Genomic DNA, 19,145 nt, shown 5'->3' on the forward strand with positions numbered 1-19,145 from the left:
CATACGCGCAACAGCGGCGAGGCCTTCATTTTTTCCGGAAACACCCGTCCGGTGGAGCCAGTGAACAGGGTCTGGCCGAGGCCCTGCGCCCAGGTCTGAATGGCTGCACTGTCAAAGGCAAAAACGATCGGTGTCAGGGCCTCTGCCGCCGCGCCATAGTGGGGAAGAAGCTGCGCCAGGGGTTCCTCCTTGGTCAGGTTGAGGCCGGATTTGCCGGCCATCAGGAATTTACGCCCCAGCGAGGGTTTCGCCTCCACCAGAAGCACGCGATGCCCGGCAGCAGCAATTTCCCCGGCGGCCATCAAGCCCGCCGGCCCGCCGCCAATCACCACCGCGTCCCAAACCTGATCCTGATCCATGGCACCGATCTCCCCAATGCCCAGCTGTTAGGGCGATTCCCGTGCTGCTACCCGAGCCACAGGCAAAAGACGAGACCTGCGGTCAGAACCGGAGGCCTTTCAGCCCCGGCACATCTGCAAGATGCCGGTGGCAATCTCTGGTTTTGCCGCCAGGGCATCCGACATCAGATCGCGCGCCTGCTCCATCAGATCCTCGGGGGCGACCAAACGATCAACCAGCCCCCAGGCGCAGGCCTCTGGGGCTTCGATCTTTTGACCAGCGGCCAGAATCATCTTAGTCCGGGCCGGGCCAATCAGCGCCGCCATGCGTTTGGCATCAGATGGCTGCGGTAGATAGCCAAGCTTCATCACCGGGTAGAAGAACTTGGCCCCGGGCACAGCCAGGCGAATGTCACAGGCCAGCGCCATGCCGTTTGCGCCCCCCGCAAGGGTCCCGTTCAAGGCGGCCACCTTCAGACAGGTCAGATCGGCCAGTGTGGTGGACAGGCGCTCCCAAACGGTGGAGGTCGCCAGCCCAGCGCGGGCCTCCTCCAGATCGGCCCCGGCGCTAAACACCTTGCCCGTGCCGGTGAGAATCAACCCGCGCGCATCCTGCGCCCGGGTGGCAATATCCACCAGATCTTCGAGCATGGCTTCGGTCAGGGAATTGGCCTTTTCGGGCCGGTTGATGGTCACGGTCCACAGGCCGGCGTCCGAAATCTCCAGATCGATCATGTCAGGCCAACCCGCTGGCGGACAAGGTCCATGCGCAAAGAGACCTCATCGCCGAGGAACTCATCCGCATCGGCCCCGCACATCCACAGCAGGGTCTTGGCTGGCCATTCCGCTGGCACGTGATCTTCCCAGTTGATCTGGCTCACCGGATTGATGCCGCTGGACTTGATCCTGCGCTGCATATCGGTTGCCACGGTGCCCGGCGACAGGCTGAGCACGCGAATGCCATTAGAGCCTTCCTCCAGGTGCAGCGCCTTGGTGAGCATCAAGACACCCGCCTTGGAGGTGCAATAGGCACCCCAGCCTTCCAGTGCATTGTAAGCGGCCCCGGAGCCGATATTGATAATGGTCCCGCCATTGCCCTGTTTCATCAAAGGCAGCGCCGCATGGATGCCGTTAAAAACACCCTTGATGTTGATATCCATCACCTGGCCCCAGGCAGCAGGGTCGGCGTCTTCGATACGGGCGATCGGGTCGATGACCCCGGCATTGTTGATCAAGACATCCAGGCTGCCAAAGGCCAGATGGGTCTGCTGCAGGGCCGCAGCCACGGCCTCGGGCTGGGAGACGTCGCAGGCAAAGGCCAGCGTGTTTCCGCCGATCTCTTCGACCAGGGCGCCGAGGCTATCAGAGCTCCTTGCCAGCAAGGCCAGATTGGCGCCGGCCGCCGCAAAAACGCGGGCTGCATCAGCCCCAATACCCCGGCTGGCGCCAGTGATGACAACTGTTTTACCCTTGATATCCATAAGATAAATCTCCAAATCCGTATTTCCAAATGTGGTAAACTGCTTAGGGGGAACGGTCCAGTCCCTCGCCCCTTGACGGGTGCAGGCTTGCAGTTGACCATATGGACCATTGAATTTGCTTATAAGCAGAAAGGTTATCCTATGACAGTTTCCTTCGCGCGCGGCACAAGCGCTGCTGCGGTTTTCATTATTTCCGCCCAGGGTGCATTTGCTGATGTGAGCGCCCAGGATGTCTGGTCTGACTGGAAGGCCTATATGACCGGCACCGGCTACACGGTGACCGGAACCGAGAGCCAGTCAGGCAATGTGCTGACAGTCAGCGACATCTCCATGACCATGCCGCTCCCCGAAGACGAGGGCAGCGCCGGGCTGACCATGCCCGCAATCGAATTTGTCGAAAACGGCGATGGCACCGTCAATGTGATGCTGCCCAAAGAGTTCCCAATGGCCTTTGTCGCCAATGGCGACAGCCCAAACGAGAATTTCTCGGCGGAGATCCTTTATACCCATGATGGCGCCCCCATGGTGGTTTCGGGTGATACCTCTGCCATGACCTATGACTATGCCACCGGCCTGGCCTCCGTCACCCTGGGTAAGATCAATGCCGAAGGCGAAGATATCCCGGCGGATCTGCTGTCCATGACAGTGATGATGAAGGATCTTGTCGCCAAGACCGAGATGCAGATCGCGGGTGAGCGCAGCTATGTTCAGACGCAATCTGTTGCAGAGCTGACCTATGATCTGGCCTTTAACGACCCCGATTCTGACGATGCCGGCATGGCCAAGGGCTCCATTCAGAACCTCACCGGCACGGCCAACAGCATCATCCCCACCGGGCTCGACAGTGGCGCACTGCTGCCAGACCTGATCAAGGCAGGCTTTAGCGTCACGGCAGATCTCGCCTATACCGGCGGCAACAGCACCATCTCCGTTTCCGGCAGCGACAGCTTTGATATGGCGACCACATCTGCGGGCGGCAAATTTGGCGTCTCCATGAGTGAAAGCGGCCTGTCCTATGACATAGGCCAGCATGACATCACAGTGAATGTCTCCGGTTCGGAGATCCCCTTCCCACTGGCGCTCACCATGGCGGAAACCGGCTTTAAGCTGGCCATGCCAGTCAGCAAATCCGAAGAGCAGCAGGATTTTGCCCTTGGCGTGACTCTGCGCGATTTTGCGGTTCCAGAGATGCTTTGGGGTATGGTGGATCCCACCGGCGCCCTGCCACACGATCCGGCCACCATTGTTCTGGACCTCGCAGGCAAGGGCAAACTGCTGTTTGACATGCTGGATCCCGAAGCCATCGAAGCCATGGAGAAGGGCGATCAGGAGCCTGGTGAATTCAACGCGGTCAGCATCAAGCAGCTGCTGGTTTCCGCAGCTGGCGCCAAGTTGACCGGCACCGGTGATTTCACCTTCAACAACGAAGATCTGGTGACCTTTGACGGTATGCCAGCCCCCGATGGCACCGCCAATATCCAGCTGGAAGGCGCCAATGGCCTGATCGACAACTTGATCACGATGGGCCTGGTCAGCGACAGCGACGCCATGGGCGCGCGGATGATGATGGGCATGTTTGGCGTCCCAGGTGAAGGCGAAGACACCCTGACCTCCGAGATCAAGGTCTCTGAGGATGGTCAGATCCACGCCAATGGCCAGCGCATCAAGTAAACGCGGTTTTTACAGTAAAAACCTCAATCAGGGCCGCGTCATGCGGCCCTTTTTTGTGCCACACCCTTGCGGCAGGTCGCGGGTCTGGCTAGCTCTGGTAGCAGTTCAAAATCAGCAGGTACCCATGACCCAGTCTCCGCAAGCGCTTTGCCACGCCCTGATCGATGCCGCCAAACGGGCCGGTGCCGAAGCCGTTGACACCATGGTGGCAGAAGGCAGCTCGCTCAGCATTGAGGTGCGCGAGGGCAAGCTGGAACATGCTGAACGCTCAGAAGGCACCGATCTGGGACTCAGGGTCTTTATAGGCAAACGTCAGGCGCAGGTCTCCTCTTCGGATAGCCGGGCAGAAACCATCGAAGCCATGGCCGAACGCGCCGTTGCCATGGCGCGCGAAGCTCCCGAAGATCCCTATACCGGTCTCGCCGGTGCCGATCAGCTGGCGCAGAACTGGGATCTTGCCGCGCTGGAGCTGCATGACCCCAGCGATGAACCCGCGCCCAAAACCCTGCAACGCGACGCGCTGGAGGCAGAAGCGGCCTGCGCCGCCATCGACGGCATCAGCCAGGTGCAGGCTGCCGGGGCCAGCTATGGCCATCACGCCATCCATCTGGCGACCTCAAACGGGTTTTCCGGCGGCTATCAGCGCACCGGCCGGTCGATTTCCTGTACCGGCATTGCCGGAACCGGCGCCGGGATGGAGCGCGACTACGATGGCGATTCCCGCACCTTCCAAAGCGATCTGCGCGGCGCTGCCGATATTGGTCGTATTGCCGGTGAACGCGCCGTGGCGCGGCTGGAGGCCCGCCGCCCGCAGACCGGCAGCTATCCGGTGCTGTTTGATGAGCGGGTCTCTTCTTCGCTGATCGGCCATTTGCTGGCCGCCTCCAACGGTGCGGCAATTGCCCGGGGGTCTTCCTGGCTGAAAGATGGCCTTGGGGAGCTGATCCTGCCAGAAACCCTTTCGGTGATCGAAGATCCGCACCGGCCCCGGATCTCCGGCTCGCGCCCCTTTGACGGCGAAGGTCTGGCAACCCAGAAACGCGCCATCATTCAGGACGGTGTGCTGACCGGCTGGACCCTGGATCTGGCCTCAGCCCGCAAATTGGATATGCAGAGCACCGGCAATGCCGCCCGTGGCGTTGGCTCGATCCCCTCGCCCTCCAACTGGAACATTGAACTGACCTCCGGCCAGCAAAGCCGCGCCGATCTGATCGCGGAGATGGGCACCGGGCTCTTGGTGACTTCGCTTATCGGCTCTACCATCAATCCCAATACCGGGGATTATTCGCGCGGCGCCTCGGGCTATTGGATCGAGAATGGCGAGATTGCCTATCCGGTCAACGAATGCACCATTGCGGGCAATCTGCGCGACATGCTGAAACGGATCATCCCGGCCAATGATGCCCGTAACTATCTGTCGCGTGTGGTGCCCTCGCTTCTGGTCGAAGGAATGACCCTTGCTGGCAGCTAAAGATCTCGACCTGCTGACCCGCGCCGCCGAAGCGGCAGGTGATATTGCGCTGAAATACTCTGGTCCAACGGCCAAACGCTGGGACAAACCCGGCGGCCAGGGACCGGTGACCGAGGCCGATCTGGCGGTCAATGCGATGCTCGAAGACATGCTGCCCCAGGCGCGACCCGACTATGGCTGGCTCTCTGAGGAAAGCGAAGACAGCGACACCCGGCTGGGAAAGGAGCGGGTTTTTATTGTCGACCCGATTGATGGCACCCGCAGCTTTGCCGAGGGCTCTGCCACCTGGGCGCATTCCTTGGCAATTGCGAATCGCGGCGAGATCACCGCTGCGGTGATCTACCTGCCCCAGCGCGAGTTGTTTTATTCTGCTTCCAAAGGCGGCGGTGCCTTTTGCAATGGCAAGCCAATCATGGTGGCCCCGCCTGCGCCACTGAAGGCTACCAAGGTCCTCACCGCGAAGCCAAACCTGGACGCCCAGCACTGGCAGCACGGCAGCGCGCCGGAGTTTCATCGCAGCTATCGCCCCTCACTGGCCTATCGCCTGGCCCGGGTGGCAGATGGCGGCTATAGCGCCATGTTGACGCTGCGCCGCAGCTGGGAATGGGACATTGCCGCAGGAGATCTGATCCTGCGCGAAGCGGGCGGGTTGACCAGCACCCGGCTGGGGGCGCCGCTGCGGTTCAACAATGCCAGCCCCCTACTTGACGGAGTTGTCGCGGCAACCCCCGGCACCCATCTGGACCTGCTGCAGGCGCTGGACCCAAAGGGTCCGGGCATCGCGGGGCATTGATCCGTGACAGCGCCGCAGCTCCACCATGACTGATGCTTCCTGCCTCACCCGCCCCGCCGGAGAGCTGCTCTGGGTGCATGCCACCACCATCGAGCGTTATCTGGCGCTCTGTGACATTGGCCAGCGGCTCAAGGCCATGCGGCCTGATCTGATAATTCTGGCCACCTGGGAGGCAGCTATGGGCGCGGTACCAGAGGCCGAAGGCTGCGATATTGCCCATGGCCCGCTGCCCGGCGATACGGCTGCCGAAACCAAGGCCTTTCTCAACCAATGGCGCCCTGATCTTTGCCTTTGGGCCGGGGGAGATCTGCGCCGGGGGTTATTGCGCCAGATGCGCGAACAGGGTGTTTCGGCCCTGCTGGTAGATATACGCTCCAAAGAACTGCCCAGCCGCAAGCTGCGCTGGCTGCCGGACCAGCGCCACCGGATCTTTAGTGGTTTTGACGCCGTGCTCACCCCATCAAAAACCGTGCAGGCCCAGTTGCAAAAAACCGGGATGAGCCCTGACAAGCTGCATCTGACCGGACCCTTACGCCTTTCGGCCATGCCGCCGAGCTGCAACCCGGAAGAACTCAGCGCCCTGCAGCAAAGCCTCGGCAGCCGGCCCATCTGGCTGGCGGCGCGGGTCCGGCTGGAAGAACTGCCAAGCCTTCTCGAGGCCCATCGCACCGCGCTCAGGCTGCTGCACCGATTGTTGCTGGTGGTGGCGCTGGACGATCCTGACAGCCGCGCCCGCACCCGCAATCTGGTCCAGGCCAGCGGCCTGCAATGCGCCGATTGGGACGCCGGCGAAGAGCCCGACGAATACAGCCAAATCCTGATCACCGACAGCGCTAACCTCGGACTGTGGTACCGTCTGGCACCGGTGAGCCTGCTGGCTTCCAGCCTGCTGCCCGAGATGCCGGGACAAAGCCCGCTGGATGCGCTGGCGCTGGGCTCGGTAGTGCTGCATGGGCCGGGCACAGGACGCCACCACCCGATTTATGCTCAGCTTGCTCCGCTCAAGGCCACCAAGCAGATTGCCACGGCAAAGGATCTGGCCGAAATGGTCATTCACCTCTCGGCGCCGGATGCGGCTGCCAAACGCGCCCTGGCAGGCTGGACCGCAGTGACCGAAGGTGCAGCTATGACCGATCAACTGATAGACAGGGTTCAGGATATTCTGGACCTGCGCGAGGACCATCATGCGGCCCCCTGAATTCTGGAACAAACCGCCGCAGGCTTTTGATCTGCGCCGAGCGCTGCTGGCACCGCTGGGCTGGATCTACGGCGCGGTCACAGCCAAACGCCTGCGCGACACCACGGGCTACCGGGCCCCAGTACCGGTGATCTGCGTCGGCAACCTCAATGCCGGCGGCACCGGCAAGACCCCAACGGTGATCTGGCTGCTGGAGGCCCTGCGCGGTATGGGCCACGAGCCCCATGTGGTCTCGCGCGGCTATGGTGGCAGCTTGCTGGGCCCCGTGGCTGTGGATCCGGGCAAACACCGTGCCAAGGACTGCGGCGACGAGCCCTTGTTGCTGGCCGCCTTTGGCGAGGTCTGGGTTGCCCGCGACCGCGCCAAAGGCTGCAAAGCCGCCGCCGAGGCTGGCGCCTCGGTTATTGTGCTGGATGACGGGTTTCAAAACCCCAGTGTGATCAAAGATCTGTCACTGGTGGTGGTGGATGCGGCGCGCGGCTTTGGCAATGGTGCCTGCCTGCCTGCAGGACCGCTGCGCGAGCCTGTTACGCCAGGCTTGGCGCGGGCTGATCTAGTGCTCTCCATCGGGGAGGACGCAGCGCAGGCAGGTTTTGCGGCGCTGTGGCAGGAGGATCTGAAGACCCTACCCCATGTGCAGGCCGCGCTGAAACCACTACAGACCGGCATGCCCTGGCAGGACACCCCGGTGCTGGCCTTTGCAGGCATTGGCCACCCGCAGAAATTCTTTGAGACATTGCGGGGCCTGGGCGCCCGCATTCTGCACGCCGAGGCGCTGGATGATCACCAGCCCCTGTCTACAGCGCTGATGGGCCGGCTGGAGGGTGAGGCCAAGATGCGCGGGGCGCAACTGGTCACCACCGAAAAAGATGCTGTGCGTCTGCCCGACAGTTTTCGCCATAGGGTGATCACCCTTCCAGTGCGGCTCACCATCACCGAAGACACGGCATTGATAGAGCGACTTAAGGCAGTTGCGCCGCCCCCGCCTTGAGCCCAGCAAAAAGCCCGGGGTCTCCCCCGGGCTCTTGGTGGTTTTGGCGGATAAAATCCAATGCGCTTCAGAGCTCGGCGTCAATCAGCTCTTTGAAGGCCTCATAGGATTGGTTGCCGATCTTGCTGCCGTTCAGGACAAAAGAGGGTGTTGATTCAACCCCATCCGCTGTGGCGTTTTCCTGATACCAGGCGATCAGCGTCTGCGCCTTGGTGCCATCCTGCAAACAGGCCTCAAGCGTGTCCCGATCAAGCCCGGCCATACCGCCGATTTTGCGCAGGGCATCGATGATTTCATTGGGACCACCGGCACGGCTCCATTCGGACTGGCTCTTGTAGATCAGATCGCTGATACCAAAGAATTTTTCCGGCCCCGCACAGCGCGCAATCATGGAGGCCCAAAGACCGTAGCGATCAAAATAGACTTCACGGTAGATCAGCTTGACCTTGCCGGTGTCGATGTAGTCCGCCTTTAGCTGCGGATAAACCTCAGTGTGAAAATTGGCGCAATGCGGACAGGTATAAGAGGCATATTCGATCAGGGTAACGGGCGCATCTTCGGCCCCGATGACCATTTCGGCGATGGTGGAGGTATCGACCTCGGCCTCTTGCGCAGAAGCAGCCCCTACCAGTGGCAGATCAGGCAGGCGGGTTTGGCTGTTGTAGCCGATTACCGCATAGGCCCCGGCAGCAAGCGCCACCGCAGCAAAAACACCAGACATAAGACGGGTCATTCATACCCCTTTCGTTGAGTTTTTTGTTTTGTCAGCACGTTGCGCCCCAATCGTTCGAGCGCAGCGCGCAGATCTTCGTTTTCAACACCCTTGGCGGCCTTGTTGGCCTCGGCCTGCGCCTGTGGGTCCACCGGCAGCGGCTTTTGTACCTTGGGGGCGTGTTTGAATTCTACCTGGCCATCGGAGAACCCGGTGGGGGCTGTCTGGGTAATCCAAACCTTGGAGATGGCATTATAGCCATAGACCGCGTTCACTTTTTCCCGCAGCCGTTCTTTTTGCATTTCCAGTATCGGCGCATTGGCGCCATTGGTCAGCACCGTCAGGGTGGCACCAAAGGAACTGCGCCCATAGCCAACCTTGACCGGCCGGGCGATCGCCGCAATATCGGTCCCGGCGATCTCTTCCCAATGGGTGAGCAGACGCGATACCGCAAAGCCACGGCTTTCGCCCGCTTTGCGGATTTGCTCATTTAAGAGCCGGGAGGTGCGGGAGAACCCACGGGTGGTGCTGCGCCTGAATGCCATAATCCGGTTTTGCTTGACTGGTCGACCTATTGTAAAGGGTCCTCTGTGAGTGAGGCCAGCAAAACCACCATGTCAAAGGGGTAAAGAATGCGTGATTTGGGAAGATCCCCTGAGCAGAAGGATCCGGCGACCCTGAACCAGGAGCTGCTGGCCTGGTATGATCGCAATGCCCGCACCATGCCCTGGCGGGTCTCTCCGGCAGATCGCGCCAAGGGGCTGCGCCCTGATCCCTACCGGGTCTGGCTCAGCGAGGTGATGTTGCAGCAGACCACCGTGGCGGCCGTTACCGAGCATTTTCAGCGCTTTACCCTGCGCTGGCCGCGGGTGCAGGATCTGGCCGCCGCCGAGGATGCGCAGGTGATGGGGGAATGGGCCGGGCTGGGCTACTACGCCCGCGCCCGCAACCTGCTGAAATGCGCCCGGGTGGTGACTGGTGAACTGGAGGGGGAATTCCCCGACAGCTATGACGCCCTGCTGAAACTGCCCGGCATTGGTCCCTATACCGCCGCCGCCATTGCCTCCATCGCCTTTGATCGCGCCGAAACCGTGCTGGATGGCAATGTGGAGCGGGTAATGGCGCGACTGCATGACATCCACGAGCCCCTGCCCGCGGTCAAACCCCGGTTGAAAGAGCAGGCCGGCATCCTCACCCCCGCGCTGCGCCCCGGTGACTATGCCCAGGCGGTAATGGATCTGGGTGCCACCATCTGCACCCCCAAAAACCCCGCCTGTGGTATCTGCCCCTGGCGCACCCCCTGTGCGGCAAGGGCATCGGGAACCGCACCCGCGCTGCCAAAGAAGACCCCCAAACCACCCAAACCAACCCGGCTGGGTGTCGCCTATCTTGCCCGCAGCGCGGGTGGAGACTGGCTGCTCGAACGTCGCCCCGACAAGGGGCTGCTGGGCGGGATGCTCGGTTGGCCCGGCTCTGACTGGAGTGCCGCCCCAGAGCCACGCCCGCCCTTTGAGGCCGCCTGGCAGGACCTGGGCGGCGAGGTGCGCCATACCTTTACCCATTTTCATCTGATCCTGCAGGTCAAACTGGCGGAGCTGCCCGAAGGCTACAACCAGGCGCCCGGGCAGGAGCTGCTGTCGCGGCATGATTTCCGCCCTGGTGATTTACCAACCGTGATGCGCAAGGCCTTCGATCTATGGGCCGGGTCGGAGTTCAACCCTGCTGGAGACTAGAACAAATCGTCGCGGTGCGGGCCTCTTGGGTTTCGGATAGAACAGGCCTAGTCTTTGGCCATCTCACCTGACCTGAATCCGGTCGCTGATTTTGGAGCCCTTTGATGATCGCCGCTGATATCCTGCCGCGCTGGCAATCCGCCCTGCCCTTCTGGCTCTCCTTTTTACTGCTGCCGCTGATCTGGGCTGCGGCCTTGTTTGGCGGTTGGGTGATTCTACTGCCGCCCTTGGTGACCTGGTATCTCTTTGCCATTCTGGATGGGCTCTTGGGCCTCAATCTGGAGAATGCTGACCCCGCAACCCCGGATGACGACCTGGGCTGGTACCGCAGGCTGACAACCGCCTGGGTGCCGCTGCAGTTCCTCTCTCTGTTTGGGTTGATCTGGTTCGTCAGCGATGCGGCGCATCTCTCTGGGCTGGAGAAATTCGGCGTGTTCTTTGGCGTTGGTGTGGTCACCGGCACCATTGGCATCAACTACAGCCACGAGCTGATGCATCAGAAAAACAACCTGGAACGCAGCCTGGCTGACCTGCTGCTGGCCATGGTGCTTTATTCCCATTTCCGTTCGGAACATTTGCTGGTGCATCACCGCTATGTCGGCACCCCGCGCGACCCGGTCACCGCCCGCTACAACGAGGGGTTCCATCGGTTTTACCCGCGGGTGTTGAAACAGTGCTGGAAATCCGCCTTCCGGGCCGAAAAGGAAAAGCTGGCCAAGAAGGGCCTGGCCTGGCGCAGTTCCAAGAACCCGTTTTGGCGCTACTGGGGGCTGCAGGCTGCCATGCTGATCCTCGCGGTGCTGCTGGGCGGCTTCACCGGGTTTTTGCTGTTTTGTGTTCAGGCCGGGGTGGCCATCTGGCAGCTGGAATTGGTGAACTATGTGGAACACTACGGGCTGACCCGCAAACATCTGGGCGAGGGCAAATACGAACACGTGCGCCCGCATCACTCCTGGAACGCTGCTCATAAGGCCTCAAACTGGCTGCTGATCAACCTGCAGCGTCACTCGGATCATCACTATCGCCCGGACCGGCGCTTTCCGCTGTTGCAGAACTACACGCCCTCGGACGCGCCGCAACTACCCTATGGCTATCCGGTGATGACCGTGGCGGCGATGGTCCCACCGCTGTGGCGACGGGTGATGAACCCAAAGGTGCGGCGCTGGCGGCAAATGTATTATCCCGAGATCACCGATTGGAGTGCCTATAACAAGGCCAAGACCCCAATGCCACGAAGCTGAATAGGGTCTGAAAAAGAAAAACACTGACCATTTTTCAATGGTCAGTGTTCTACTTCAGCGCCCTGGTCGGAGCACCTAAGGAGACGCAGATAAGAGTAAGACTGGACGGACTTCGCTCCTGCTGCGCTGCAACACATATATAATTTCAGTGTTACGTTACCAAAATCCTAACGGAGCTCATACAATCAAGGGGTGTTCTTTCAATTCACTGTTATTTATTGATAAAAAAGTTCGTATTGACGTACAATCCAAAAAGTATCAAGGGGATACCGCCCTATGATTGCGCCTATTCCGACGAATCTACGGGACCTTTATCCGGTCTTGGCCCAGACTTTGATGGTTTCGTCCAGCCCGCGTACCTCTTGGTCCGAGTGGCAGATAAAGCCCTGTGTCAGATCACTGCCCGGCATTTCCTGTTGTGCCTGAAGCCGCAGGGCGTCGCTCATCACCAGCGGCGTTTGCAACCGCCGCGTCATCTCTTCCAGCCGTGCGGCAACATTCACGGCGGTGCCGATCACCGCATATTCCAGACGGTTGGCGCCGATATCGCCCAGCAGGGTCTCACCAAAATGAATGCCAATGCCGGCCTTGATCTCGGGTTCACCCAAACGGCGGCGCTCTCGGTTCCAGATCGCCAGCGATTCCTGCATTGCCAGCGCACATTCCAGCGCATTGTTGGCGTCCTGGTCACCCGCCAGCGGCGTGCCAAAGGTCGCCATCAACCCATCGCCTAAGTATTTATCCAGGGTGCCATTGTGGCGAAACACCTCGCGCTCCATCCGCCCATGAAAGCCCCGCAGCAGAGCAATAACCTGATGCGGATCCCGCCCAGCGGCCAGGCGGGTAAAGCCGATGATATCAATGAACAGTACCGCCACATTCTGGATCCGCACCTGCTTTAGCGGTTCATCATTCTGCGACAGCTGATCCACCACATTGGGGGAGAAATAGCGGGACAGATTGGCCCGTTCGCGCTCCAGCCCGGCATTGTCCAGCAACAGCGCATTGGTACGGCGCACAGAAACCCCCAAGGTGATCGCCACGATAAGGAAAACAATGACCTCCTGCACCCTCAGCGACACCATGTAGTCATTGGGGTCAAAAAACTGCAGCAGATCAGAATCGGCCCCAAAAGCAGCCACCGCCGCCTCGGTCAACCCGGGCGTAGGGGTGGTGAACCAAATGGAGATCCCCAACCCGACCATCCACATCGCCATGGTCCAAACCCCAATAGCAATCACCGTGCGCCAGGAATAAGCCATGGTACCGGCCGCCAGGATCACGAAGAAATAGATGAAATTATCAAACCGGTACTGCATCGCCAGGGGCAAGGCATCGGCGATCAAAGGGTTGGGGCCAACCATGCCAAGGGTCATCAAAAACAGATCAATGAAGATCAGCAACAGCTCTACCCGCGAGCGGCCCACCCGCCCGGCGCGTTGAATGAACCAGCCATTCAGACAGATCAGAGCCATAATGAAAATGTAATAGATGACTTCAAAGCGCGGATGCACGATGACCAGAAAAACCGCAAAGATCGCCATGGCAATCCACCGCGCCCGGACGGCCAGTTCCAGCCCCTGGCGTTTGTGGTTCTCCAAGGCGGCAAGGACATATTGCGATTCCGCTGCCTGGGCGGCTTCCGGCTCCTGAAACAGCCCGCTGAATTTGGTCTTGGGCGAAATCAAAGCACTGTCAGTCATCTAGAGGTCCCTGTTGTTGCGCCCTAAATAGGCACTCGGGTCCCAGCATACATCCCTCAGACGGATCTTCGCGAAAAAAAGGCCCCGCCAAAAGGCGGGGCAAGGTGCGGCACCCGTGGCAAAGCACAGGGCACCGACGGTTAACTCTGGTCGTTTTTTAAGGCAGTGCGGGCCTAGTTCTGCATTTCAGCCCGGATTTGTTGGCGCAGCACATCGATTGGCACGGTTTGCCCATCGCGTTTAAAGCACCAGTAAGTCCAGCCATTGCAGGAAGGAGCATTTTCGAGATGCGCCCCGACCTGATGGATCGACCCTTTGACATTATCGCCAATCAGCGTGCCATCGGCGCGCACCTTGGCTTTGTGTCTTTGGTTCATCGAATACAGCTCATCTCCGGGGCGTAACATGCCGCGCTCCACCAGCTGGCCAAAGGGCACACGGGGTTCGGCGCGTTTGCTGGTCGAAACCTGCAGGGCTTCGCGGTCGAATTTGCGTACCGATTTGATCCGCTCTGCCGCCACTTTGCGATAGCTCTCTTCCTGCTCGATGCCGATGAATTCACGGCCCAGCATCTTGGCCACGGCGCCGGTGGTGCCTGTGCCAAAGAAGGGGTCCAGAACCACATCGCCAGGATTGGTCGAACCCACCAGGATGCGGTGCAGTAGCGATTCCGGTTTCTGGGTGGGATGGGCTTTGCCACCCGTCTCATCCTTCAGCCGTTCATGGCCGGTGCAGATCGGCAGCACCCAGTCCGAGCGCATCTGAATGCCCTCGTTCAGCGCTTTCAGGGCTTCGTAGTTGAAGGTATATTTGCCACCTTCGGATTTCGACGCCCAGATCATTGTCTCATGGGCATTGGTGTAGCGTTTGCCACGGAAATTCGGCATCGGGTTGGATTTTCGCCAGACCACATCATTGAGGATCCAGAAGCCCTCGTCCTGCATCGCGGTGCCGACACGGAAGATATTGTGGTAAGATCCAATCACCCAGATCGCGCCATTTGGCTTCAGGATCCGGCGGGCTTCATGCAGCCAGCGGCTGGTGAAATCATCATAAGCCGCAAAACTGGAGAATTGATCCCAGTGATCATCAACCGCATCGACCTTGCTGTTGTCAGGGCGATGAAGCTGGTTCTTCAATTGCAGGTTATAGGGGGGATCCGCAAAGATCAGATCAACACAGCTGTCCGGCAACCCGGCCATCACGTCGATACAATCGCCATCAAGAATCGTGTTCAAAGGGAGCGCCTCGGCGCCCTTCGTCATTGTTTTTGTCATTTGCTCTGCCTCAAAACCACTCGGCGCATTTTTGCGCTCATTTTGGTTATCCACAGGATGAGTCATCCGAGATTCGAGGTCAATTTGTTTTTTAGAACAGCGCTCTGCGGTTCACTCTTGATACAATATCTTGTGTACAGGTTTGAAAGATCGCCGATGATGTGGTGTCACCCCCAATTCGACGAGCGCCTCACGGTGTTGCTTTGAGGGATATCCGGCGTTCTTCTCCCATCCATAACCTGGAAACTGTTGCGCCAAATCCACCATCAGTCTATCGCGTGCCTCTTTTGCCACAATCGACGCGGCCGCGACGGAGACTGATTTGCCGTCGCCCTTGATCACCGCTTCGGCTTTGATTGTCAGATCACGCGGGATCAGATTGCCGTCGATCAGAAGATAGTCTGGCGGTGGGTCCAGCGCCGCCACCGCGCGGGTCATTGCCAGATGGGATGCCTGCAGAATATTAATGGAATCAATCTCTTCGACGCTGGCCTCCGCAACTGAAACCTCCGCCTTTTCCCAGATCTCTGTGGCCAGGGCAGCGCGCGTCTTGGCGCTCAGTTTTTTGGAATCATTCAACCCTTCTGGGACCGCTTCAATATCCAGAACAACGGCTGCCGCCGTCACCGGCCCGGCAAGGGGGCCACGCCCGACCTCATCAACTCCGGCAATCCGCAGGTAGCCCTGGGTGAGGGCGGCTTTCTCTAGGCTGTAGTCTGGCTGTTCCATGATGCTTTCAGACCCAAAACCAGTCCCCTTTGCAAGATGCCTTGGTCTTATTCGTCCCTGTCTGAACCCAAAAAGAAGGGGGCCGAAGCCCCCTCAAGTCTGCTCGAACTGTTGCGTCTCCGCAACGGGCTGGGCCACTTATCAGCATGGCCCTTAGCGGTTGACCAGGCGATAGCCGTGCTTGTTCAGGCAGCGCGGTTTATAGGCGGTGCGGTTTTTCTGGCCGTTCCAGAACGTCACCTTGCAGCTTTGCGGCAGCGCATGGACTGATCCATAGTTGCGTTTCAGGCAGCCCCGCGCCACCAGCGAGCGGCCATCACGGAAGCTGGGGAAATACTTCACGCATTGAGCCGGCAGATCATAGCGGCCAAAGCGCGGCGGCAGGGGGCGTGGAGTAGGGGTTGGATTGGGGCGATGCGGGCGGGTCACGGTCTCGCGGCGGCGATCGCGGGTGTTGTGGTTGTGCAAGGCCGCACCAAGAATGCCCAGAACCGCCAGGCCGGCAACCACTTTGCCAACGTCATTTCCCGCCTGCGCCGGAACCGTGGAGGCACCGGTCACAGCCAGGGCGGCGGCCAGAATGATGGCGATGAATTTGCGGTGCTGTTTGGGCTGAGTGCTCTGTGTCATCGGATGTTTCCTTCTCTTGTCTGTCTGTTGATGCCGCTGCGCCCCTTTGTGATGGGGCGGTAAAGGCGGGCTGGAAAACCTATGGCCTCAGCCTCGGTCAGCCAGGTTCAGACAGGCAATAACAGCGCATTGATATCGAATAACGCCGTGCTCAAACCGCTGTTGTTATTGAATATCGCCCCGGTTTTGGCGCAGGGTAAGGACATGAGACATTCCCTTGCCCTACCGCTTATATGCGCGGCCCTGCTGGCGCTTGCCCTGCCGGCGCAGGCCGCTGATTGCTATGCCGACTACAAGGCCAAGCAGAACAACCCGCTGAAACTGCATTACGGCGTTATCCAGCTGCGGGGCGATTGCAGCGAGGCGGCCGCACAGGGCGAAATCCAGTCACGACTCGCCGCTTCTGGCTGGACCCTGCTGAATGTGATGTCCGTGTTTGGCCCCGAAGGATTGCAGCAAAGGAAGGCTGATGCCGGACCCTACTATCTCCGTTTCTGAGGCCCGCACCGCAGGCAGCCGGATCATCACCTTTGGCATCGCGCTGATTGCCGCGCTGCTGGCCATTGCCGGCACGGTGCTTTTGCTGGCGCTGCCGGATGCCAATGCCTTTAACGCGCGGGTCGAACAGCTCTTTGTGGAGAACGACCTGACCACCCAGGCCGAGATCAAGCTGCTGGAAATTCTGGCCCAGTCCGGAACCGCCTTTGCCGATACGCTGGCCAGCTACCGGGTGGTGATCTTTGTGCTCTTGATCTTTGCCACCGCGATGATGATCGTGGCCCTGGTGGTTCTGGCGATGCTCTTGCTGCTCAATCGCCGCATGGCGCAGATCGAACGGGCCGGTATTCAGGTCACTGAACTGCTGATCAGCCGCGAGGAGCACACCGTTTACCTCAACAACATGGGGTTCAAGCTCACCCCGGCGGCGATGGAAACGCTTTCAGCCCTAGCCGAGGCCCGTATGGATGATGATGTGCTGTCAGGGGCCGAAATTGAAGCGGTGATCTCCGGCAAACACAGCAGTGATTGCGAGGAGGCCGCCGGTGCCACCCGGATCAAACGCCTGCGCGATACTCTGGGCAATCAGATGGTCAGCGAGTTATTGGTGAAAAACATCGCCAAACGCGGCTATGTGCTGGCGATCAGCAAGGATGTGATCCGCATGGTCTGAGGTGTGCCACACCCCCTACAGCGGTCACATCTCTGCGAGGCGCATCCCTTTGCCCCTTATAACACATGAGTTGTGCGCAAATGATGTAGCCTGGGCACTGGATATTTACCCTCTAAGCCCCACATAAACCCCTGCCTCCGTTTCGGAAGCGACCCTGGGGCCCTTTCCTGTGTCCTGCGGTCCCAACAGGACCTCCGGCAGATGGGGGCGAAAGGACAGACCCGATGAACGCGCACGTCCCTCCCCACCCGCAGAACTCTGGCCCTGACCGGGGCCGCCCCCAGAACCGCGGGTTGCAGAACCGCGGATATGGCATCCTGGTCGAACCTCTGCGCGGCGAAGTCCAGGTGCGGCGGGGCGGCTGTCTGCTGGCCAAAAGCAACCGCGCCAGGGTGATGTATGAGACCCGGCTGGAACCCACCATCTATATCCCGCGCGAAGACCTGGTGGTGGACCTCTCCAACAAGGTGGGCATGCAGACCTTCTGCCCCTTCAAGGGCACCGCCCAGTATCATGACCTCAAGCTTGAGGATGAGCGCGTCGACAATGCGGTCTGGATCTATGAAAACGCGCTGCCTGAGGCGAGCCAGATCGAAGGCCATGTGGGCTTTGTTGCCGATCCCTGCACCGAGATCGACCTTGGCAGCAATCAGATTGCACCGCCGGAATACGGCAATATCTCTGGCCCGCTGATCGACTGGCTGCTGCGCGAAGCGGCGTTTCTGCCCACCCCGGCTGAATTCACCAAGGCCTTCTCTGAAAAGCTGCTGGAGCAGGGTGTCTACCTGTCGCGCCTCTCGGTCTTGGCCTGGTCGCTGCATCCGCAAATCGCCGGCAAGAACTTCATCTGGCAGCGCGCCACGGATGAGGTGACCACCTATGCGCCCAGCTATGAAATCTACGAACACCCTTCCTATAACGCCAGCCCGCTGCGCCATGTTTCCAAGGGCCTGGGCGGTGTGCGCCACCGTATCGATACCGAAGACAGCGATGATGCCTTCCCGATCCTCAGCGATCTACGCGCCGCCGGTGCCACCGATTACGTCGCCATGCCGCTGCCCTTCTCAGATGGTCGGATCAATGTGCTCACCGTGGCCTCGGATCACCCGGAGGGGTTTTCCACCGCCAATCTAGGCCTGATCTTTGAGTGCTCTGCTGTGGTGGCGCGCTACTACGAGGTCTTCATGCAGCGCGAAAACGCCCAGTCGCTGCTGGAAACCTATGTGGGCAAGCGCACCGGAGAGCGGGTCTTGGGCGGCAAGATTCGCCGGGGTGAGGGCGATGAGATCGACGCCGCCATTATGTTCTGCGATCTGCGCGGCTCCACCCTGTTGGAAGAAAAACTGGGGCGGCGTGATTATATCAGACTGCTGAACGGGTTTTTTGAAACCGCATCCAGCATCGTGCATGACAATGGCGGCGAGGTTCTGAAATTCATCGGCGATGCGGTTCTGGCGGTCTTTCCGGCCAGTGAGACCGGCGGCGCAGATGCCGATCTGGCCCGCGCTCAGGCGCTGAAATCCGCCCGCAGCATCGCCCCGGCCCTTGCAAATGTGGCCGCCGAGCACGGGTTGGAGGGACTCGAATGTGCCAGCGGTATTGCCTATGGCACCGTCACCTATGGCAATGTCGGCTCGCGCGAGCGGCTGGATTTCACCGTTATCGGTCAGGCCGCCAATATCGCCGCCCGGCTGGGCGACTATGGCAAAACGGTTGGCCATCAGATTGTGGTCAGTGAGAACTCATTACCCGGCTCCTGCCAGGACTCCACGGCCCTGGGGGCCTTGAACCTGCATAACGTCAGCGAAGCGGTGCAAAGCTACGCCGTCGCCCCCTTCCGTCACGCGCCAGCACCAAAGATCCTTGCAGCGCCGGATGGCCCGCCGCCGGTTCCCGTCACAATGGTCAAATAGCCTGTGATCAATTAACCCGTGATCCTCGCCACAGGTGCGGGCGCGCCGACCGGAACGGGCGGCGCCGGGCCCAAGGGCTGGGCCGATTTTGCG

Annotated in this window: 19 protein-coding genes; 10 read left to right on the top strand and 9 right to left on the bottom strand. The window is 60.2% G+C overall.

Annotation, left to right across the window (positions count from 1 at the left end; translation table 11 throughout):
• From ABJP42_RS07395 to ABJP42_RS07405, 3 genes are all read right to left on the bottom strand, one after another.
• Window positions 1–359, bottom strand: a 359-nt coding sequence (locus ABJP42_RS07395; protein WP_348339688.1) for an NAD(P)/FAD-dependent oxidoreductase, incomplete at its 3' end; no start/stop codon positions are given.
• 99 nt (window positions 360–458) lie between these two features.
• Window positions 459–1,073 carry an enoyl-CoA hydratase/isomerase family protein gene (locus ABJP42_RS07400; RefSeq protein WP_348339689.1) on the bottom strand — a complete coding sequence of 205 codons (615 nt, stop codon included), beginning with the start codon at window positions 1,071–1,073 and terminating at the stop codon, window positions 459–461.
• Window positions 1,070–1,819 carry an SDR family oxidoreductase gene (locus ABJP42_RS07405; RefSeq protein ID WP_348339690.1) on the bottom strand — a complete coding sequence of 250 codons (750 nt, stop codon included), beginning with the start codon at window positions 1,817–1,819 and terminating at the stop codon, window positions 1,070–1,072. The genes ABJP42_RS07400 and ABJP42_RS07405 overlap by 4 nt, the downstream gene beginning before the upstream one ends.
• Window positions 1,820–1,960: 141 nt before the next feature.
• On the opposite strand from ABJP42_RS07405, the gene ABJP42_RS07410 reads away from it, so the two are divergent.
• From ABJP42_RS07410 to lpxK, 5 genes are all read left to right on the top strand, one after another.
• Complete coding sequence (locus tag ABJP42_RS07410; protein WP_348339691.1) at window positions 1,961–3,490, top strand: DUF2125 domain-containing protein; 1,530 nt, start codon at window positions 1,961–1,963, stop codon at window positions 3,488–3,490.
• A 124-nt stretch (window positions 3,491–3,614) separates the two neighbouring features.
• Window positions 3,615–4,961 (top strand): TldD/PmbA family protein, encoded by a 1,347-nt coding sequence (locus ABJP42_RS07415; protein ID WP_348339692.1) that lies wholly within the window; start codon window positions 3,615–3,617, stop codon window positions 4,959–4,961.
• Entirely contained in the window at window positions 4,951–5,754 is an 804-nt protein-coding gene (locus ABJP42_RS07420) for an inositol monophosphatase family protein (protein ID WP_348339714.1), read from the top strand. The genes ABJP42_RS07415 and ABJP42_RS07420 overlap by 11 nt, the downstream gene beginning before the upstream one ends.
• 25 nt (window positions 5,755–5,779) lie before the next feature.
• On the top strand, window positions 5,780–6,952 hold the full coding sequence (locus tag ABJP42_RS07425; RefSeq protein WP_348339693.1) for a 3-deoxy-D-manno-octulosonic acid transferase: 1,173 nt from the start codon (window positions 5,780–5,782) through the stop codon (window positions 6,950–6,952).
• A complete protein-coding gene (gene lpxK, locus ABJP42_RS07430) occupies window positions 6,939–7,943 on the top strand; it encodes a tetraacyldisaccharide 4'-kinase (RefSeq protein WP_348339694.1) in 1,005 nt (334 codons plus the stop codon). The genes ABJP42_RS07425 and lpxK overlap by 14 nt, the downstream gene beginning before the upstream one ends.
• A 67-nt stretch (window positions 7,944–8,010) precedes the next feature.
• On the opposite strand, the gene ABJP42_RS07435 is transcribed toward lpxK, so the two are convergent.
• Both ABJP42_RS07435 and ABJP42_RS07440 read right to left on the bottom strand, forming a co-directional pair.
• Entirely contained in the window at window positions 8,011–8,676 is a 666-nt protein-coding gene (locus ABJP42_RS07435) for a DsbA family protein (RefSeq protein ID WP_348339695.1), read from the bottom strand.
• Window positions 8,673–9,200 carry a DUF721 domain-containing protein gene (locus ABJP42_RS07440; protein ID WP_348339696.1) on the bottom strand — a complete coding sequence of 176 codons (528 nt, stop codon included), beginning with the start codon at window positions 9,198–9,200 and terminating at the stop codon, window positions 8,673–8,675. The genes ABJP42_RS07435 and ABJP42_RS07440 overlap by 4 nt, the downstream gene beginning before the upstream one ends.
• Window positions 9,201–9,287: 87 nt before the next feature.
• Here ABJP42_RS07440 and ABJP42_RS07445 point away from each other — a divergent pair, with 87 nt between their 5' ends.
• Window positions 9,288–10,388 (top strand): A/G-specific adenine glycosylase, encoded by a 1,101-nt coding sequence (locus ABJP42_RS07445; RefSeq protein ID WP_348339697.1) that lies wholly within the window; start codon window positions 9,288–9,290, stop codon window positions 10,386–10,388.
• A 104-nt stretch (window positions 10,389–10,492) separates the two neighbouring features.
• On the top strand, window positions 10,493–11,629 hold the full coding sequence (locus ABJP42_RS07450) for an alkane 1-monooxygenase (protein WP_348339698.1): 1,137 nt from the start codon (window positions 10,493–10,495) through the stop codon (window positions 11,627–11,629).
• A gap of 311 nt (window positions 11,630–11,940) precedes the next feature.
• Here ABJP42_RS07450 and ABJP42_RS07455 read toward each other — a convergent pair whose 3' ends face one another.
• From ABJP42_RS07455 to ABJP42_RS07470, 4 genes are all read right to left on the bottom strand, one after another.
• On the bottom strand, window positions 11,941–13,332 hold the full coding sequence (locus ABJP42_RS07455) for an adenylate/guanylate cyclase domain-containing protein (protein WP_348339699.1): 1,392 nt from the start codon (window positions 13,330–13,332) through the stop codon (window positions 11,941–11,943).
• Window positions 13,333–13,505: 173 nt separating this feature from the next.
• Window positions 13,506–14,609, bottom strand: a complete 1,104-nt coding sequence (locus ABJP42_RS07460; RefSeq protein WP_348339700.1) for a site-specific DNA-methyltransferase — start codon at window positions 14,607–14,609, stop codon at window positions 13,506–13,508.
• A gap of 111 nt (window positions 14,610–14,720) precedes the next feature.
• Complete coding sequence (rnhB, locus tag ABJP42_RS07465) at window positions 14,721–15,338, bottom strand: ribonuclease HII (protein WP_348339701.1); 618 nt, start codon at window positions 15,336–15,338, stop codon at window positions 14,721–14,723.
• 153 nt (window positions 15,339–15,491) lie between these two features.
• Entirely contained in the window at window positions 15,492–15,968 is a 477-nt protein-coding gene (locus tag ABJP42_RS07470) for a hypothetical protein (protein WP_348339702.1), read from the bottom strand.
• A gap of 204 nt (window positions 15,969–16,172) precedes the next feature.
• Here ABJP42_RS07470 and ABJP42_RS07475 point away from each other — a divergent pair, with 204 nt between their 5' ends.
• The 3 genes from ABJP42_RS07475 to ABJP42_RS07485 all read left to right on the top strand — a co-directional run bounded on the left by ABJP42_RS07475 (window position 16,173) and on the right by ABJP42_RS07485 (window position 19,052).
• Complete coding sequence (locus ABJP42_RS07475) at window positions 16,173–16,466, top strand: hypothetical protein (protein ID WP_348339703.1); 294 nt, start codon at window positions 16,173–16,175, stop codon at window positions 16,464–16,466.
• Entirely contained in the window at window positions 16,438–17,139 is a 702-nt protein-coding gene (locus ABJP42_RS07480; protein ID WP_348339704.1) for a winged helix-turn-helix domain-containing protein, read from the top strand. The genes ABJP42_RS07475 and ABJP42_RS07480 overlap by 29 nt, the downstream gene beginning before the upstream one ends.
• A 224-nt stretch (window positions 17,140–17,363) precedes the next feature.
• A complete protein-coding gene (locus ABJP42_RS07485; RefSeq protein ID WP_348339705.1) occupies window positions 17,364–19,052 on the top strand; it encodes a DUF427 domain-containing protein in 1,689 nt (562 codons plus the stop codon).
• Window positions 19,053–19,145 lie beyond the last annotated feature (93 nt).

The organism is Pseudophaeobacter sp. (assembly GCF_039971195.1).
Taxonomy (GTDB): Bacteria; Pseudomonadota; Alphaproteobacteria; order Rhodobacterales; family Rhodobacteraceae; genus Pseudophaeobacter.

What these genes read in the sequence shown, in the direction of transcription:
- ABJP42_RS07440 (WP_348339696.1), bottom strand. Translation starts at nt 9,200, where the DNA reads ATGGCATTCAGGCGCAGCACCACCCGTGGGTTCTCCCGCACCTCCCGG.
- ABJP42_RS07400 (WP_348339689.1), bottom strand. Translation starts at nt 1,073, where the DNA reads ATGATCGATCTGGAGATTTCGGACGCCGGCCTGTGGACCGTGACCATC.
- ABJP42_RS07480 (WP_348339704.1), top strand. Translation starts at nt 16,438, where the DNA reads ATGCCGGACCCTACTATCTCCGTTTCTGAGGCCCGCACCGCAGGCAGC.
- ABJP42_RS07455 (WP_348339699.1), bottom strand. Translation starts at nt 13,332, where the DNA reads ATGACTGACAGTGCTTTGATTTCGCCCAAGACCAAATTCAGCGGGCTG.
- ABJP42_RS07470 (WP_348339702.1), bottom strand. Translation starts at nt 15,968, where the DNA reads ATGACACAGAGCACTCAGCCCAAACAGCACCGCAAATTCATCGCCATC.
- ABJP42_RS07405 (WP_348339690.1), bottom strand. Translation starts at nt 1,819, where the DNA reads ATGGATATCAAGGGTAAAACAGTTGTCATCACTGGCGCCAGCCGGGGT.
- ABJP42_RS07425 (WP_348339693.1), top strand. Translation starts at nt 5,780, where the DNA reads ATGACTGATGCTTCCTGCCTCACCCGCCCCGCCGGAGAGCTGCTCTGG.
- rnhB (WP_348339701.1), bottom strand. Translation starts at nt 15,338, where the DNA reads ATGGAACAGCCAGACTACAGCCTAGAGAAAGCCGCCCTCACCCAGGGC.
- ABJP42_RS07460 (WP_348339700.1), bottom strand. Translation starts at nt 14,609, where the DNA reads ATGACAAAAACAATGACGAAGGGCGCCGAGGCGCTCCCTTTGAACACG.
- lpxK (WP_348339694.1), top strand. Translation starts at nt 6,939, where the DNA reads ATGCGGCCCCCTGAATTCTGGAACAAACCGCCGCAGGCTTTTGATCTG.
- ABJP42_RS07410 (WP_348339691.1), top strand. Translation starts at nt 1,961, where the DNA reads ATGACAGTTTCCTTCGCGCGCGGCACAAGCGCTGCTGCGGTTTTCATT.
- ABJP42_RS07485 (WP_348339705.1), top strand. Translation starts at nt 17,364, where the DNA reads ATGAACGCGCACGTCCCTCCCCACCCGCAGAACTCTGGCCCTGACCGG.
- ABJP42_RS07475 (WP_348339703.1), top strand. Translation starts at nt 16,173, where the DNA reads ATGAGACATTCCCTTGCCCTACCGCTTATATGCGCGGCCCTGCTGGCG.
- ABJP42_RS07415 (WP_348339692.1), top strand. Translation starts at nt 3,615, where the DNA reads ATGACCCAGTCTCCGCAAGCGCTTTGCCACGCCCTGATCGATGCCGCC.
- ABJP42_RS07435 (WP_348339695.1), bottom strand. Translation starts at nt 8,676, where the DNA reads ATGACCCGTCTTATGTCTGGTGTTTTTGCTGCGGTGGCGCTTGCTGCC.
- ABJP42_RS07445 (WP_348339697.1), top strand. Translation starts at nt 9,288, where the DNA reads ATGCGTGATTTGGGAAGATCCCCTGAGCAGAAGGATCCGGCGACCCTG.
- ABJP42_RS07450 (WP_348339698.1), top strand. Translation starts at nt 10,493, where the DNA reads ATGATCGCCGCTGATATCCTGCCGCGCTGGCAATCCGCCCTGCCCTTC.